This window comes from Helicobacter japonicus, from assembly GCF_000762845.2.
In the GTDB taxonomy this organism is placed as follows: domain Bacteria; phylum Campylobacterota; class Campylobacteria; order Campylobacterales; family Helicobacteraceae; genus Helicobacter_C; species Helicobacter_C japonicus.
Window position 1 is genome coordinate 230318 of the sequence record NZ_JRMQ02000002.1, and the last position, 15489, is coordinate 245806.

Below are 15489 nucleotides of genomic sequence, written 5' to 3' on the forward strand. Positions count from 1 at the left end.
ATTCACATTGAGTATGTGATATTTGCGCAGCATAAGGAGGGGGAGTGAAAGGGCGGTATTTATCATTTTGGCTTTGTTTTTCTTTGCCATTAGGGCTTTTTGCTTGCGATACACCTATTAATATTCGCTCTCATAGCAATGTTCCTTTAAGTAAGATTATTGAAGAAATTGCTGCACAATGTCGCCTTAATGTTGTTTATTTACAAGCAAATACTAAATCTATGCTTGATGGCAAAAAGACAGCCATTCATATCATAAATAAACCTTTGACCCACACTCTTAATAGCCTCATACTCGGTAATGATTTTTATTATGTTCTTGAGCGCGATGTGCTTAAAATCGGCTCGCTTTTAACAAAAACTTTTGAGATTCACTACATTGCTACCACGCGTGTAGGCTCAAGCAATACTGATATTGTGTTTTCACAGGATAATCACACACAAAACCTCTATGGTATGTCGTATTCTGGCATAACACACTCACCCCTTAGCATTTCAAATTTTGAAATTGATTCACAAGCGCATAAAATGGCGATAGGCAAAGCAACTGCTAACAATCCAAACATCGGTAAAAGTGGGACAAAAATTTATAGCATTGATGAAATTGATTTTTGGGGTGAATTGTATAATGAAATTTCAGGTATTGCTTATGCGCCGGGCGATATGTATCAACCTCAATTCAATGAGCTAAGAAATAAAAACAAAGATATTGTTATCAACAAAGCTGCAGGGTTGCTTACTATTACTGCTACGCCTTTGCAAATACGGCGTGTTGAGGCTTATATACAGAATCTTAACGAGAAGATTCAGAGGCAGGTGCTTATTGATGTGCATATTTTCAACCTTCAGCATACAAATAACCAAACCTATGGTGTGGATTGGAATGAGTTTTATAAATTAGGAAATCTCCTCACTCTTCCGCCAAGCGCAGATTCTCAAAGCAGCAACGCTCGTCTTGATTCTAGTGGGAGTAGCTTTGCGATTAATGTTTTCTCACAAGGTGTGAGCATTCAACGAGTCGTAGAGTTTCTTAGAACTTATGGTGATGTGCAATCTATCTCTAATCCAAAAGTGCTCACACTGAATAATCAACCTGCAATGATTAGTGTGGGGAGTGTGCTACGATATTCTCAAAACACTACCTATCAGACGACCACACAAGGCACTTCAATACAAAACAATGCTCAAGCCTTTCCTTCTGTGTTTGCTGGGATTTTACTTGATGTAACACCAAGTATTAAAGAGAATAAAATCATTTTAAAAATCAATCCTTCCATTACCAAAACTAAAGATATTGCAGTTGAAAATCAAACTACTGCACTTGAAAGTCCGCCCAATCTTTCTACAAAGCAGCTTTCATCACTCGTGCAAGTAAAAAATGGAGAGCAAATTATACTCGGGGGCTTGATTGATAAAATAGAGGGACAGACTATTAGAAAAATTCCTATTTTAGGAGATATTCCACTTGTAAAATATCTTTTTAGTTATAAGAAAAATATTAAAGAAACACAAGAAATGGTTATCGTCATAGCTCCTCATATTATCGATTTAGAATCCGTTTCTTCTATAAATGCTTCAATGAGCGATTCGATGAGAGAAATTATAAACAAAGGCACGGATTCTCATACGCATATTTTGATTGATGATAAAAACCCACAAAACATTCAAGATTCTATGCAATCTTATCAGCCTACAAATGAGTCTGCACAATGAGTTTTCCTGCAGCGAGTTTGCATAGCATTGCACTAAGCGAATCTTGCCTCAATGTATTAGAGCATAAATTTATCTACAAACACCAATGCTTAGTATTTTATATAAGTGAGAGCGCAGAGGAGATTCACATCGCACTCACTTCAGACAAAGCTCCACTAGGGCTTATCCGAGCTCATATTTTACAACTTTATCCACAGGCACAATTGCAGTTTTTCATTACTACTGAGCAGGATTTTAAGATTCAGTCTCATCACATTTATCTTTTTCAACATTTTAATGTGCTAAAAAATACTCTTCTTCAAAGGCATACAGGTCCAAACCAAAGTAATGAAGCAGATTCCACTATGAGTGCAGTAGCATTGCTTGATTTTATTTTGCACACTTGTATTGAGGAAAAAGCAAGTGATATACATTTTGAATCTTTTGTGGAGAATGGGCGGAGTGCGGCTCGTATAAGGGTGCGTGTAGATGGTATGTTAAGAGAAATTTTTAGTTTAGAATCTTGTGTGCTTGATGCATTAAGTTCGCGTCTAAAACTTGAATGTGAGCTTGATATTACCCAAATGAGACAAGGTCAAGATGGGCGTTTTAGTAGGGAATTTGATGGTAATGCCTATGATTTTCGTCTCTCTATTCTTCCAGTTTTTGGTGGAGAATCGCTCGTGGTTAGAATTCTTTGCAAAAGCGCACAAAACTTAACTCTCCAGTCATTAGGTTTAGATACTTCGCATTTGGCGATTATTTCATCTCATATATGTTCTCCTCAAGGTATTATTTTTCTTACAGGTCCCACAGGAAGTGGTAAATCAACGACACTTTGCGCAATATTAGAATCTATAAAATCTTCGGATAAGAAAATTATTACTCTTGAAGATCCTATCGAGTATCATATACAGCTAACAACGCAGGTTCTCATCAATAACAAGTGTGATTTTGGCTTTAGTAATGCCCTTAGGTCGATTTTGCGACACGACCCTGATGTGCTGATGATTGGGGAAATACGCGATAAAGAGAGCCTTGATATTGCATTAAGGGCTTCTTTAACAGGGCATTTAGTGTTTAGCACTTTACACGCTAATGATTCTCTTAGTGTGGTTGAGCGTTTGCTTGATATGGGCGCACAGAGCTATCTTCTTGCTTCAAGTATGCGCCTTATACTCTCTCAAAGGCTTGTAAGAAAATTATGTGAATCTTGCAAAATACCGCTTTCACATCAAGCAATGTATGATAAACTTTCACAGGCTAATCTCGTGCATTTGTGGGAAGATTTGCAAGGTGGAAGCTTTTTTGCTCCTCGTGGCTGTGTGCATTGTAATATGCAAGGTTTTAGCGGACGCTTATTGTGTGTTGAGGTCTTGCAAAACTCATCTGTGCTTTGTGAGTATATTAAATCACATAATAAAAATACCACCCTTGCCGCTCTCAAGGAGTTAGGCTTTAAAAGCTTACTTGAAGAAGGTATGAGTTTAGTTAAAAACGGACAGAGTAGCTTTGAAGAAATTTATAGGATTTGCAATATATGAAAAAACTCCCACAAAAATACCTCATCAAGGGTATTAAAGACAATCAAAATGTGCAAATAACATTACTTTCAACTTCTTATGAAAATGCTAAAGAGCAAAGTTTGCACAAATACAATATTTATCCCATTGAGATTAAGGCTTTGAGTGGTTTTGAGTTTTTGCATTTGCAAATATTGCGTCTTGATAGAATCACTTCACAAGATATAAGTGCGTTGTTTTTACAAATCTCGATTATGTTAAGTGCATCTTTGCCTATATTGGAGATTATTGAAATTTGTGCTAAAAATACCAAAAAACCTAAACTTAAACACATTTTGCTTGAAATCGCTTATAGGCTTAATCTTGGGCAAAAACTTTCTATTGGCTTTAAAGAACATAGAGATATTTTTGGTGATATGGTTTGGAATATGATAGCCTTAGGAGAAAAAAGTGGCGATCTTAGCGAGATTTTTAAAATGCTAAGTAAGCATTCGATAAGGGAATATAAAAATAAAAATAAGCTCAAGCGCGCCCTTTTTTATCCTCTTCTTGTTTTTATAAGTATTATAGGTGCATTTGTGGGGCTTGTATTGTTTGTGCTGCCCGAATTTTTGGTAATGTTTGAGGAGATTAACGCAAATTTGCCTATTTTTACGCATATTTTAATGTATATACAAAGTTTTTTTGTGGAGCTTGGAGTAATTTTTTGTGTATTTTTGGTGATATGTATTTTTCTTTTGCAAAGATTCTATAAACATTCTTTTGCATTTAGGTATAAATGCCACGCATTGATTTTACACTTACCTTTTATCGGGGAAATTATTAGGCTTAATATGTTTTATCAATACACCTTTAGTCTTTTTTTGCAGCTAAAATCATCCATACCTCTTGATATGGCTCTTTCTTTGAGTAACAATACCATTTCTCATCTCACACTTAAGGCGCGTTTTGTTCAAGTTTTAGAATCTGTCAAAAATGGTAAAAGTCTTTCTCTTGCCTTGACACAGGCTAATGCAATAGATGAGATTTCTTTAGCTCTTATTGCCGCTGGAGAGCAAAGTGGCAAGCTCCCAAAAATGCTTGAGATATGTGCAGAGCGATTTGAGGAGAGCACACAAGAGAAAATCGATTTTCTTATTTCGCTTGTTGAGCCTTTGCTTAGTTTAATTATGGGTGTGCTTTTGCTTTTTTTGGCATTGGGTATATTTGTGCCAATGTGGGATATGAGCACAGCAGCAATGGGTGGAATGTATTAGAATCTTTAACCTAAGCTTTTTCAAGCATTTAGTGTGTTAGAAGTGTTTGTATATGGGGCAAGATTTTGTCAAAATTCGCTCCATTAGGCGCAAAAATATCATCTCTTCTTATGTGCTTTGTGGGCGTGGAGAGCAAGTGTTTGGCTAAATCATATACTTGTGCAGCACTTTGTGTGTGATACATAAGATGAGATTGAATCAAAAATTCATCGTGAAAAAGGAGAAGTGAGCGCGTAGAAATCACGGGTATGCCCAAATAGCAAGCTTCTAAATTCATAGTCCCGCCACCGCCTATGAGCAAGTCTATAAAAGGATAAAATGCCTTTGGTGGTAATTTTTGCTTGAGTATGTGAATATGCTTTGTGTTTTTAAAGGCAGATTCTAACTCCTCACTTCCATAGCGAGGCATAAGTAAAATATTTGCAATGGGGCTTAATAAATGAGTGCTTTCATAAATAATGGGGAGTTTTTCTTTTACATAATGTGCCTTATACTCCTCTTCACGCACGAGAATTATGGGAAGATTCTCATCTAAGCCATATTCACGCATAAATGCGACTTTTTGCGCGTGCTCTGCTTGCGATACATCTTGAAGCCATAATGCTACATCGATAAAATCATAGGGTAACACTTGAGAAGGAGATAATCCTAAGACTGTGTAGCATATTTCAGGCACAATAAATGGGCGGAATACAAGTTGTGAGAGTGGCAAAGTAAGGCGCGAGAGAATAGTGAGATTTTGTGTGCTAAATACAGAATCTGCCACAGGTGTGTCTGCAAAATGCACCACTGGTATGCCTAAACCAAAAGCACACTGCACTCCATCGACACTTGCTCCTGTGATAAAAAGGCGAGGCAAAGTATCAAGTTTTTTAAAAAGATTCAAGAATCCTTGCTGCCTTTGCAGGCGAGATTCAAATTTGCCAAGTTTGCTTTCCCCACCATAGCCACCGATTTCATAAGCTTGTATATTAAAAAGCTCCAAAAGTCGCGCACATTCATCATAGCCACTACTTTTACGCGTGGTGATAATGACCTCATCATACATTTTTAATTGCGGAATAAGGGATTTAAAAAACATTACATATTTAGGGTCAATAATATCAAGCCAAATCATCACTTTCCTTGATGCGTTAATGTTAGGACATATTAATTTTGGTAAGATTCTAAGCAGTTTTATGTAAAGATTTGCTAAAGGGAAAACAATGGAAGAACACAAAAAACTAAAAATTAATGTTACACTTTTGCATTATACACCCTTAAACATTTGTAGCAATGCCATACGCACTTGTTGGCAAAGCTTTGACAAAAGTGATAATGGTGGAGAAAAAGATATTGAACTTATTGATAGGGTGGGGAATAAATATAAACATTCTAGCACTTTGGAGCATTTGTATTATAATTTTTATATTCAAGGTATTTCGCGTGCGTGTTTGCAAGAATTGGCGCGTCATCGTATAGCAAGTTATAGTGTGAAGTCTTCGCGCTATACGCTTAAAGAGCTAAAAAATTTACCAAGTTTTCTTCCTTTGAATGACGAGAATCTTGCTCGTGCAGAGGAATTTGTCGTTTTTACAAGCAATGAGCAAGTTAATCACGCTTCGCTTTATGCACTTGAGCGTTTGCGCGAGATTCTGTGTAGTAATGTAAGCAATGATATTGCTAAGTTTGCTATGCCCGAATCTTATCGCACAGAGCTAAGTTTTAGCATTAATGCGCGGAGCTTGCAGAATTTTCTCTCCTTGCGTTCTTCTAAATCTGCGCTTTGGGAGATTCGCGCGTTGGCATTGGCAATTTTTGAATCTTTACCGCAAGAGCATAAATTTATTTTTGAAAGCTGTATAAAGAGTCAAAATGAAGCCTAAGATTCTATAAATTTGCTAAAATATGCCAAAGAAAAGAGTTTTACAAGATTTTATCGATAATTTTTATTATTTGTATAGTTTTTATTGTTAAAATTATAGAGCTTTTAGTAGCAATTTTTTCTTATATTTAGGAGTTTTTATGAGTCATACAAAATATCAAAGAGGTTACTTTATGCCTCCTAGTGAATCTTTAGACTGGAGCAAGAAAGAATATATTACTCAAGCACCAATTTGGTGTAGTGTGGATTTACGTGATGGAAATCAAGCACTTATTACGCCTATGAGCCTAGAAGAAAAAATTACATTTTTTAAACTGCTGCTAAAAGTTGGATTTAAAGAAATTGAGGTAGGATTTCCTGCAGCAAGCGAGACAGAATATCGCTTTTTACGCACATTGATTGAAGAAGATCTTATTCCTGATGATGTGAGTGTGCAGGTGCTTACTCAAGCGCGAGAACATATTATTAAAAAGACTTTTGAGAGCCTTGAGGGTTGCAAGAATGCTATCGTGCATTTTTACAATTCTACTTCTTATGCACAAAGACAACAAGTCTTTAGAAAGTCAAAAGATGAGATAAAAAAGATTGCGCGTGAGGGTGCGCTGTATTTAAAAGAATGCGCTGCAAACACGAAGGGAAATTTTAAGTTTGAATATTCGCCAGAAAGCTTTAGTGGCACGGAAGTAGATTATGCACTTGAAGTGTGTAATGAAGTGATTGATATTTTTAAGCCCACTGCACAGAATAAGTTTATTGTGAATCTCCCCGCCACGGTGGAGATGAGCCTTCCGCATATTTATGCTTCTCAAGTAGAATATATGTCAAAACATCTCAACAATCGTCAAAATGTGCTTATCTCTCTTCACCCACATAATGATAGAGGCTGTGCCATAGCCGATGCGGAACTTGGACTCCTGGCTGGAGGTGATAGAATTGAGGGCACACTTTTTGGCAATGGTGAGCGCACAGGGAATGTAGATATTATCACGCTTGCTATGAATATGCACACACACGGGATAGATTCTAAACTTGATTTTAGCAATATCCCAAGTATTTGTGATGTATATGAGAAAGTAACTAAAATGCAAGTATATGAGCGACAGCCATACTCTGGCAAACTTGTCTTTGCAGCATTTTCTGGCTCACATCAAGATGCAATTGCTAAGGGAATGGCATATCACCAAGAGAATAATCTCAACACTTGGAGTGTCCCTTATTTACCAATTGACCCAAAAGATGTGGGGCGTGTGTATGAAAGCGATGTAATCCGCATAAATTCCCAAAGTGGCAAGGGTGGCATTGCTTATATTTTACACCATCATTATGGGATTAATCTCCCGCCACTTTTGAGAGAAGAATTTTCTTATTATGTGAAAAATATTTCTGATAAAGCACATAAAGAGTTAAGTCCTGATGAAATTTGTGATATTTTTCAAAATGATTTTGTGAATCTTAAGAAACATTTTGCTATTAAAAATTTTCATTTCACACAACCTCAAAATGCAGATTCTCATATAGAAGTAGGGCTTGATGTTGAACAAAATGGCACAACAACGCATATTAAAGGTAGTGGAAATGGGCGGCTTGATAGTATAGCAAACGCACTAAGAATGCATTTAAATATGGATTTTGAGATACTTGATTATAGTGAGCACGGACTAAAAAAAGGTTCAGATTCCAAAGCTGTATCTTTTGTGCAGATAGAAAGTAATGGCAAAAAATGTTTTGGTGTGGGTATTGATAGCGATATTATTGCTGCTTCTGTTTTTGGGTTGGTAAGTGCGCTTAATCGTATTATATAAATTTTAAGGAGAAAACTATGGGTATGACAATGTCTCAAAAAATCCTTGCTGATAGGGCAGGATTAGAATCTGTGAAGCCAAATGATTTAATTATGGCAAAGCTTGATATGGTGCTTGGCAATGATATCACCACACCAGTAGCGATTAACGCTTTTAAACAAGCTAAATTTACGCAAGTTTTTGATAAAGATAAAATTTCACTTGTAATGGACCACTTCGCACCAAACAAAGACATTAAAGCCGCTACTCAGAGTGCGCAATGCCGCTGCTTTGCAAATGATTTTGACATAAAGCATTATTATGATGTGGGTAATATGGGTGTGGAACACGCACTTTTGCCAGAGCAAGGCATTGTAACTATTGGCGATTTGATTATTGGTGCAGATTCTCATACTTGCACTTATGGGGCATTAGGTGCGTTTAGCACAGGTGTAGGAAGCACAGATATGGCTGTGGGTATGGCAACAGGACAAGCGTGGTTTAAAGTGCCTTGTGCAATGAGGTTTAACCTCAAAGGCAAACTGCGCCCTTATGTCAGTGGTAAAGATGTGATTTTGCATATCATTGGTAAAATCGGCGTTGATGGCGCGCTGTATAAGAGTATGGAATTTGGTGGAGAAGGACTAAAAAATCTTACTATTGATGATAGGCTTTGTATCGCAAATATGGCGATTGAAGCAGGCGCAAAAAATGGTATTTTTGAAGTTGATGATATTACGATGAGTTATGCTAAAGGGCGCACGAGCAGGGAATTTAGAATCTACAAAGCAGATGAAGATGCGGAGTATGAGCAAGTTTTTGATATTGACTTAGATTCTATCAATCACACAGTGGCATTTCCACATTTGCCTGAAAACACAAAAGAAAAAGATGATTGGGGTGAGGTAAAAATTGACCAAGTTGTTATTGGTTCTTGCACAAATGGGAGACTAAGTGATATGGCAGTAGCTGCGGAGATTCTAAAAGATAAGAAAATTGCAAAAAATACGCGCTGTATTATTATTCCTGCTACTCAAAATATTTATTTGGAATGTATAAATCGTGGCTATTTGGAAACCTTTATCAAAGCTGGAGCAGTTGTTTCTACGCCTACTTGTGGTCCTTGTCTTGGCGGACATATGGGTATTTTAGCAGCAAATGAAAAGTGCGTTTCTACGACTAATCGTAACTTTGTAGGCAGAATGGGGCATATCACAAGTGAAGTTTATCTTTCCTCGCCTGAAGTAGCAGCGGCAAGTGCTGTGAGAGGGATTCTAAGTGCGCCACAAGATATAGCATAAAATGATTGAAACAGCATAAAACGCAAAACAACACTTTTAAGGAGCAAAAATGAAAGCACAAGGGTTTGTCCATAAATATAATGATAATGTAGATACTGATGTGATTATCCCAGCGCGTTACCTCAATACCGCTGACCATAAAGAGCTTGCAAGTCATTGTATGGAAGACATTGATAAGGATTTTGTGAAGAAAGTTAAAGAGGGCGATATTATGGTGGGAGGTTGGAATTTTGGCTGTGGGAGTAGCAGAGAACACGCACCTATTGCCATTAAAGCAAGTGGGATTTCTTGTATTATCGCTAAGAGCTTTGCCCGTATTTTCTATCGTAATGCTATTAATATTGGGCTTGCGATTATAGAATCTGAAGAGATCGCTTCACAGATTGAAGCAGGTGATGAGGTGGCTATTGATTTTGATAAGGGCGTCATTACAAATTGCACAAAAAATCAGCAGTTCAACACTACGCCTTTTCCGCCTTTTATTCAAGAAATCATTAACGCAAATGGGTATTTAAATTGGATTAGCAAAAACAAGGCAAATGCTTAACACACAAGGAGGAGATATGCAAAAACGCATTGCGGTCATTTATGGTGATGGTATCGGCAGAGAAGTCATTACACAGGCATTGAAGATTCTAAAAGTAGTAGCAAAAAAATACGGGCATACATTTGTGTTTGAAGAGGTTTTAGCAGGTGGAGCTGCTATTGATGCGTGCGGGGAATGTCTCCCTGCAGAAAGCCTTAAAATATGTAAAGAAAGCGATAGTGTGCTTTTGGGCGCAGTAGGTGGTCCCAAATGGGATAATGAACCTAGCCATAATCGCCCAGAAAAAGCACTTCTTACATTAAGAAAAGAGTTGGGATTATTTGCTAATATCCGTCCCGCAACACTTTTACCACAGCTTCGCAAAGCAAGTCCTTTAAAAGATGAGATTTTAAATTTGGGCATTGATTTTATCATTGTGCGCGAACTCATTGGCGGAGTATATTTTGGCGAACATAAACTAGAAGAAATCAATGGTGAAAAAGTGGCAAGTGATGCGATGACTTATAGTGCTTCACAGATAGAATCCATTGCGAAAGTTGCTTTTAATATTGCTAGAAATCGCAAAAAAGAAATTGTTTGCGTGGATAAAGCAAATGTATTAAGTTCTTCAAGATTGTGGCGAGAAGTGGTAGATAAGGTGGCTCAAAACTACAAAGATGTGAATCTTAGTTATATGTATGTAGATAATGCGGCAATGCAAATTTGTCGAGCACCGAGCCAATTTGATGTGATTCTCACTGAAAATATGTTTGGTGATATTCTAAGTGATGAGGCAAGTATCATTACTGGCACTATTGGCGTTATTCCTTCCGCTTCTCTCTCAAATGGCACTTTGGGTATGTATGAGCCGATACACGGCAGTGCGCCCGATATTGCAGGGCAAGACAAAGCCAACCCCATAGGGACGATTCTATCTGCGGCAATGATGTTAGAGCTTTCATTTGGATTGACAAAAGAGAGTGAAGCGATACAATTAGCGGTGCAAAATGCACTTGATAAAGGTTATCGCACAGGAGATATGATGAGTGCGGGAATACAGCTTGTAGGCTGTGAGCAAATGGGTGATGTGATTTTAGAATCGGTTATGTAATGCTTAAATCCTGATTTCGTTTCTATTCATCAAGGACATTGTAAAGATAATAAACGAAGGCAAATGGAAAATACATACTCCCAATAAACAATGTATTTATATATGATAAGGCAGAGTGAAAGAATCGCTTTATATGTATGGGGATTCTATACCTTAGTTTTTACATTAAAGGCTATTTGTTTTTAAGTTGTGTTGTGTTACACTTAATAGTTTGTCAAAAACAAAACTTTATGAGGAGTCTTAATGCCAACACAAACCACTTTAAAGCAATTTATAAAAAACAATGTTTTCTATCAAAACTTTATTCGTCCAATACGTGTAAAATGGAAAGAAAAAGCTTTGGCTAAGCTTGATGACCAATCCTACTTCACTAAACGACATAAAACAATCTTTGGTTATACACCAGATTTTAGAAATCCAAAAACCTTTAATGAAAAAATTATTCATAGAATCTTATTTGATAGAAATCCAATTTATACAAGTCTAGCAGATAAGCTAAAAGCTAGAATCTATATAGCCTCTATTCTTGAAAAATATAATGCCACACAATCTTTAGATAATGTAAATATGCGCTGGGGGGGGGGGGCAGCTTCATAGCCAAAAAGACAAAAGCAAAACATCTTTAGATTTATCTTTAATCCTTAACTCTCATTCTCCTTTATTTCAACCTATAGACACACTTACTCAAGCACTCTTTGATACAAATGCTTGTCCTTATCTACCAAAACTTTATGGTATCTATAAAAATACACAAGAAATAGATTTCTCAAAGCTTCCAAAAAGTTTTGTTTTAAAAACAAATCACGATTGCGGAGGAGTAATCTTAGTGCCTAATAAGGATATATTCTTAACAAATTCTAAAACTTTTCAAGAATCTATGGATAAACTCACACAACATCTTCATACAAATTATTATTTACTTCATAGAGAATGGCATTATAAAGATATAGAACCTAGAGTATTTGTGGAGGAGATATTGGGGGAGATAGAGGGCGAAGAATGGAAAGCACCGACAGATTATAAAATACATTGTTTCAAAGATTGCGCGTATATGCAAATAGATATTGATAGATTCACAAATCACACAAGGGTTATATTTGATGAAGATTGGAATCCTATGCCCTTTAGTTTTTTATATCCAATTTCTCAATCTATACCGAATAAACCTTACAATGCTGAAATGATGTTTGCAATCGCCAAAGCTTTGGCAGGGCGATTCTATATGCGAGTTGATTTGTATAATATTTATGGACGCATTGTTGTGGGTGAGCTTACTTTCACACACGGAGGAGGAACTGAAACATTCAATCCAAAAGAATGGGATAAAAAGTTTGGGGATTTATGGATTTGATTTTTTCAAATAAAGAGAGAAATAATAAAGATACAGGGCAAGATTTTATGTTTTTTATTGTGTAGATTCTTATTAAAATACGTGATGAGGTGAATTTAAAAGCATTTTGGCTTCTTCTATTATTTTTGAATCTGTACTCATATCAATATAAATAAACTCATCTCCGCTTTGTCGCTCTCCACTTAGTAAATCCCCACTATTGCGATACTTTAAGTCAAGTTCGGCAATATCAAACCCACTTAAAGTTTCACAAAAAGCCTTTAATCGCTCATTTTGTGGTTGATGTGTGTAAAGATAACAATAACCTTTTAGCCCATTGCGGCTTACGCGCCCTCTTAATTGATGCAAAGTTGCTAGTCCTAACCGCTCGGGTGCGACAATGACAATGGTAGAAACCTTTGGCAAAGAAATACCTACTTCAATTAGCGTGGTAGCAAGGAGCAACGAGCCATTATCTGCAAAATCACTCATTACTTGCGTTTTATTTTTATCCTTGCCAAAGGTAGAATATACATTGTTAAAATGCTTTTGCCAAAAGCCTATGCCTTCACTCAAAGAGAGATAGTCTAAATGCTCACTCTCCTCTACTAAGGGATAAACGATAATTGCCTGATGTCCCTTTGCTACCTCATCTTTTAGATGAGCAAACATCATCTTAAAGTGGCTTTTATCAATAATAGAAGTGCTAATATCTTTTTTAAAGGGGAGGTCTTTAATGACACTCAAATCGATAAATTGTGTATTTATCATTGCAAGCGTGCGTGGAATGGGTGTAGCGGAGAATTGTAGTGAGTGTGGGCGTGATTTTGTATGTTTAGAATCTGTAGCGGATTCTAAAAGATTTGGCAAATTTTCTTTGTTTGAGGCAATTTTTTCTAGGCTATATCGCTGGTTTGTTCCAAAGCGATGTTGCTCATCGCTCATCACAAGAGCAAGGTCTTCTAGCTCAAATTCACGATAAAGCAAGGCTTGTGTGCCAATGATAAAATGTGCATTCTTTGTTTCATCGCTTAATTTTTTAGTTTTTGCAGTGATAAGGTGGCAATGCACAAAATCTGGCAAGAGTCGTTTTGCCTCTTCATAAATTTGTGTAGCAAGTATAGTGGTGGGTGTCATAAGAATACTTTTATATGGATAGGCTATCATCACAGCACAGAGAATTACAAGTGTTTTGCCACAACCTACATCTCCCATAATAAGTCGCCTTGCCGCAATATTCTTACTTAAATCCATTTGTATATCAGCTATGGCTTGTTTTTGTCCTTGCGTGAGCGTAAAGGGAAGAGAATGAATAAATGTGCTTATATCGTTATTGCATTGATATAATGCAGGAAAATATCGCTTTTTGCGTGAGAGAAGATTCAAATAATTATATATCTCTGCAAATTTAAGTGCATTAAGATATTCTTGTGGGAGAGCATTTTGCACACTAAAAGCAGCGAAAAATGTGGGATTTGGTGAAAATATCTCATAGATTTTTTGCGCGATTTTCTGCGGTAATCCCTCTTGCATTAGATTCTCAATACTTACAAACTCTGTGCATAGCTCTTGCATAGATTTGGCTGTAAGCGCAGTAGTTTTAAAGCTTAGGCTTATGGTATTGATATGTTTAATAATTTTAGGCTGAATTATGCTGTATTGGTGGTTATACATTTCAAGCTTACCCATTATATACATTTGTGTATGTGGTGTGAAAATCTTTTTATGAAAGACTTGAGGGTGAAAAATAATCATTTGGAGTGGCTCATTAAAATCACTCATTGTGGCATCAATCCTAAAACGCGTGTTTTTGCCAAAACCTAGCATTTGTGTATCGTGGATATAAACTTTAAAGACACCATTTTGGTGAAGGTTTAAAGTTGTGGAAAGTGTCGTGTTTGTATAGGATTTAGGCGTATGGGTAATTACGAATTGAAGCAAAGATGTGATTTTAAGTTTTTTTAAACGCTCCTTGTTGGTTTTGCTAAGATTGTTTATACTTTCATCACACATCGCAACACATTTTTGCCATATCAAGCACACGATTTGCATAACCCCACTCATTATCGCACCAAGCCATAATGCGAGCCATATTGCCATTAACGATATAGCTTAAATCTGGCACAAATACAACACTATGAGGGTTGCCTATGAAATCACTACTTACGCCTTGTTTAGAATCTATGCCTATGATACCTTTCATTTCATTTTTGCTTACTTGAATAAGGCATTTATTGAGTGTATCTTGACTTGTCTGTGAGGAAAGTATGAAAGTAATATCAAGTAAAAGCACATTTGATACTGGCACACGCACACTATGTCCGCCAACTTTGCCTTGTAGCTTTGGGAGGAGGCGAATAAGCGTATTTGTCGCGCCTGTGCTTGTAGGGATAATATTTTGTGCCGCAGCACGAGAGCGTCTTTTGTCATTTGGATATACGCTATCAAGGAGAGATTGCTCATTTGTATAGCTATGAGTAATGCAAAAGCTCATAGATTCTATACCAAATTCATTATCAATAATCTTGCAAAGTGGTGCAAGGGCATTTGCGGTGCAAGAGGCATTTGAAAAGATAATCTCGCCATTATATTTACTTTCATTTACGCCTTGAGCAAAAATAGGCATAGAATCTGTGGGCGAAGCACATAAAATTACCTTTTTCACGCCCTTTTGGCAATGATGTGTGAGTGATTGTGAATCTAAAAATACGCCGCTAGATTCTAAAACAATATCCACACCAAGCGCGGCAAAGTCAAGATTCTGCGAATCCTTATGATTGAGGGTAGCAATGGGCGGTATATCTTGATGACTAAACTTTAAAGTATTCTTGTCAAAAGTGGGTGCAAATGGCAAAATGCCGTGTGTGCTATCGTGCTCTAACAAATAGCATAAAATCTCCCAATCACAAATATCATTAATAGCAACAATACGCATATGTTTTCGTATGTCCTCACGCATTAAAGCCACACGCATAATGCTTCTTCCAATGCGTCCAAAGCCATTAATGGCAATATTTATCATATTTTCCCTTGAAATAAAATGTATAAGCGTAAATGCGATTGTAGCATATTTGCTATAATAGTTATATGTTGCTTCTTAAAGGGG

Annotated in this window: 13 protein-coding genes; 10 read left to right on the forward strand and 3 right to left on the reverse strand. The window is 36.7% G+C overall.

The features are described from left to right. The first annotated feature begins 44 nt into the window (after positions 1-44). Genes mshL through LS65_RS02775 form a run of 3 tightly spaced genes read left to right on the forward strand, consistent with a single transcriptional unit; the run spans position 45 to position 4470 of the window. The gene (gene mshL / locus LS65_RS02765; protein ID WP_034362681.1) at positions 45-1712 is read left to right on the forward strand and encodes a pilus (MSHA type) biogenesis protein MshL; all 1668 of its coding nucleotides are present in this window, start codon (positions 45-47) and stop codon (positions 1710-1712) included. Further along, entirely contained in the window at positions 1709-3235 is a 1527-nt protein-coding gene (locus tag LS65_RS02770) for a GspE/PulE family protein (RefSeq protein WP_034362678.1), read from the forward strand. The genes mshL and LS65_RS02770 overlap by 4 nt, the downstream gene beginning before the upstream one ends. Next, positions 3232-4470 carry a type II secretion system F family protein gene (locus LS65_RS02775; protein WP_084707950.1) on the forward strand — a complete coding sequence of 413 codons (1239 nt, stop codon included), beginning with the start codon at positions 3232-3234 and terminating at the stop codon, positions 4468-4470. The genes LS65_RS02770 and LS65_RS02775 overlap by 4 nt, the downstream gene beginning before the upstream one ends. 28 nt (positions 4471-4498) lie before the next feature. Here LS65_RS02775 and LS65_RS02780 read toward each other — a convergent pair whose 3' ends face one another. Further along, a complete protein-coding gene (locus LS65_RS02780) occupies positions 4499-5587 on the reverse strand; it encodes a DUF354 domain-containing protein (RefSeq protein WP_034362674.1) in 1089 nt (362 codons plus the stop codon). Positions 5588-5675: 88 nt separating this feature from the next. On the opposite strand from LS65_RS02780, the gene thyX reads away from it, so the two are divergent. From thyX to LS65_RS02815, 7 genes are all read left to right on the forward strand, one after another. Continuing rightward, positions 5676-6335: an FAD-dependent thymidylate synthase gene (gene thyX / locus LS65_RS02785; protein ID WP_084707949.1), complete on the forward strand. Its 660-nt coding sequence runs from the start codon at positions 5676-5678 to the stop codon at positions 6333-6335. 139 nt (positions 6336-6474) lie between these two features. After that, entirely contained in the window at positions 6475-8136 is a 1662-nt protein-coding gene (locus LS65_RS02790; protein ID WP_034363786.1) for a 2-isopropylmalate synthase, read from the forward strand. 17 nt (positions 8137-8153) lie between these two features. Beyond that, complete coding sequence (leuC, locus tag LS65_RS02795; protein WP_034362669.1) at positions 8154-9416, forward strand: 3-isopropylmalate dehydratase large subunit; 1263 nt, start codon at positions 8154-8156, stop codon at positions 9414-9416. A 49-nt stretch (positions 9417-9465) separates the two neighbouring features. Next, positions 9466-9963, forward strand: coding sequence for a 3-isopropylmalate dehydratase small subunit (leuD, locus tag LS65_RS02800; protein ID WP_034362668.1), 498 nt, complete (start codon positions 9466-9468; stop codon positions 9961-9963). Between the two features lie 16 nt (positions 9964-9979). After that, positions 9980-11053 (forward strand): 3-isopropylmalate dehydrogenase, encoded by a 1074-nt coding sequence (gene leuB, locus LS65_RS02805; RefSeq protein ID WP_034363370.1) that lies wholly within the window; start codon positions 9980-9982, stop codon positions 11051-11053. Positions 11054-11296: 243 nt separating this feature from the next. Continuing rightward, positions 11297-11650, forward strand: coding sequence for a hypothetical protein (locus tag LS65_RS02810; RefSeq protein WP_236096598.1), 354 nt, complete (start codon positions 11297-11299; stop codon positions 11648-11650). 160 nt (positions 11651-11810) lie between these two features. After that, positions 11811-12404, forward strand: a complete 594-nt coding sequence (locus tag LS65_RS02815) for an ATP-grasp fold amidoligase family protein (RefSeq protein WP_236096604.1) — start codon at positions 11811-11813, stop codon at positions 12402-12404. A 72-nt stretch (positions 12405-12476) separates the two neighbouring features. Here the strand turns inward: LS65_RS02815 and recG are convergent, their stop codons facing one another. Together recG and LS65_RS02825 are read right to left on the reverse strand one after the other, a co-directional pair. After that, positions 12477-14396, reverse strand: coding sequence for an ATP-dependent DNA helicase RecG (gene recG / locus LS65_RS02820; RefSeq protein WP_034362667.1), 1920 nt, complete (start codon positions 14394-14396; stop codon positions 12477-12479). Beyond that, positions 14389-15405, reverse strand: coding sequence for a type I glyceraldehyde-3-phosphate dehydrogenase (locus LS65_RS02825; RefSeq protein ID WP_034362665.1), 1017 nt, complete (start codon positions 15403-15405; stop codon positions 14389-14391). Before LS65_RS02825 ends, recG begins: the two co-directional genes overlap by 8 nt. Positions 15406-15489: the final 84 nt, after the last annotated feature.

Excerpts from the sequence above, each read along its gene's own strand:
- LS65_RS02770 (WP_034362678.1), top strand. The coding sequence starts at position 1,709 with ATGAGTTTTCCTGCAGCGAGTTTGCATAGCATTGCACTAAGCGAATCT.
- LS65_RS02775 (WP_084707950.1), top strand. The coding sequence starts at position 3,232 with ATGAAAAAACTCCCACAAAAATACCTCATCAAGGGTATTAAAGACAAT.
- LS65_RS02780 (WP_034362674.1), bottom strand. The coding sequence starts at position 5,587 with ATGATTTGGCTTGATATTATTGACCCTAAATATGTAATGTTTTTTAAA.
- thyX (WP_084707949.1), top strand. The coding sequence starts at position 5,676 with ATGGAAGAACACAAAAAACTAAAAATTAATGTTACACTTTTGCATTAT.
- LS65_RS02790 (WP_034363786.1), top strand. The coding sequence starts at position 6,475 with ATGAGTCATACAAAATATCAAAGAGGTTACTTTATGCCTCCTAGTGAA.
- leuC (WP_034362669.1), top strand. The coding sequence starts at position 8,154 with ATGGGTATGACAATGTCTCAAAAAATCCTTGCTGATAGGGCAGGATTA.
- leuD (WP_034362668.1), top strand. The coding sequence starts at position 9,466 with ATGAAAGCACAAGGGTTTGTCCATAAATATAATGATAATGTAGATACT.
- leuB (WP_034363370.1), top strand. The coding sequence starts at position 9,980 with ATGCAAAAACGCATTGCGGTCATTTATGGTGATGGTATCGGCAGAGAA.
- LS65_RS02810 (WP_236096598.1), top strand. The coding sequence starts at position 11,297 with ATGCCAACACAAACCACTTTAAAGCAATTTATAAAAAACAATGTTTTC.
- recG (WP_034362667.1), bottom strand. The coding sequence starts at position 14,396 with ATGTGTGATGAAAGTATAAACAATCTTAGCAAAACCAACAAGGAGCGT.
- LS65_RS02825 (WP_034362665.1), bottom strand. The coding sequence starts at position 15,405 with ATGATAAATATTGCCATTAATGGCTTTGGACGCATTGGAAGAAGCATT.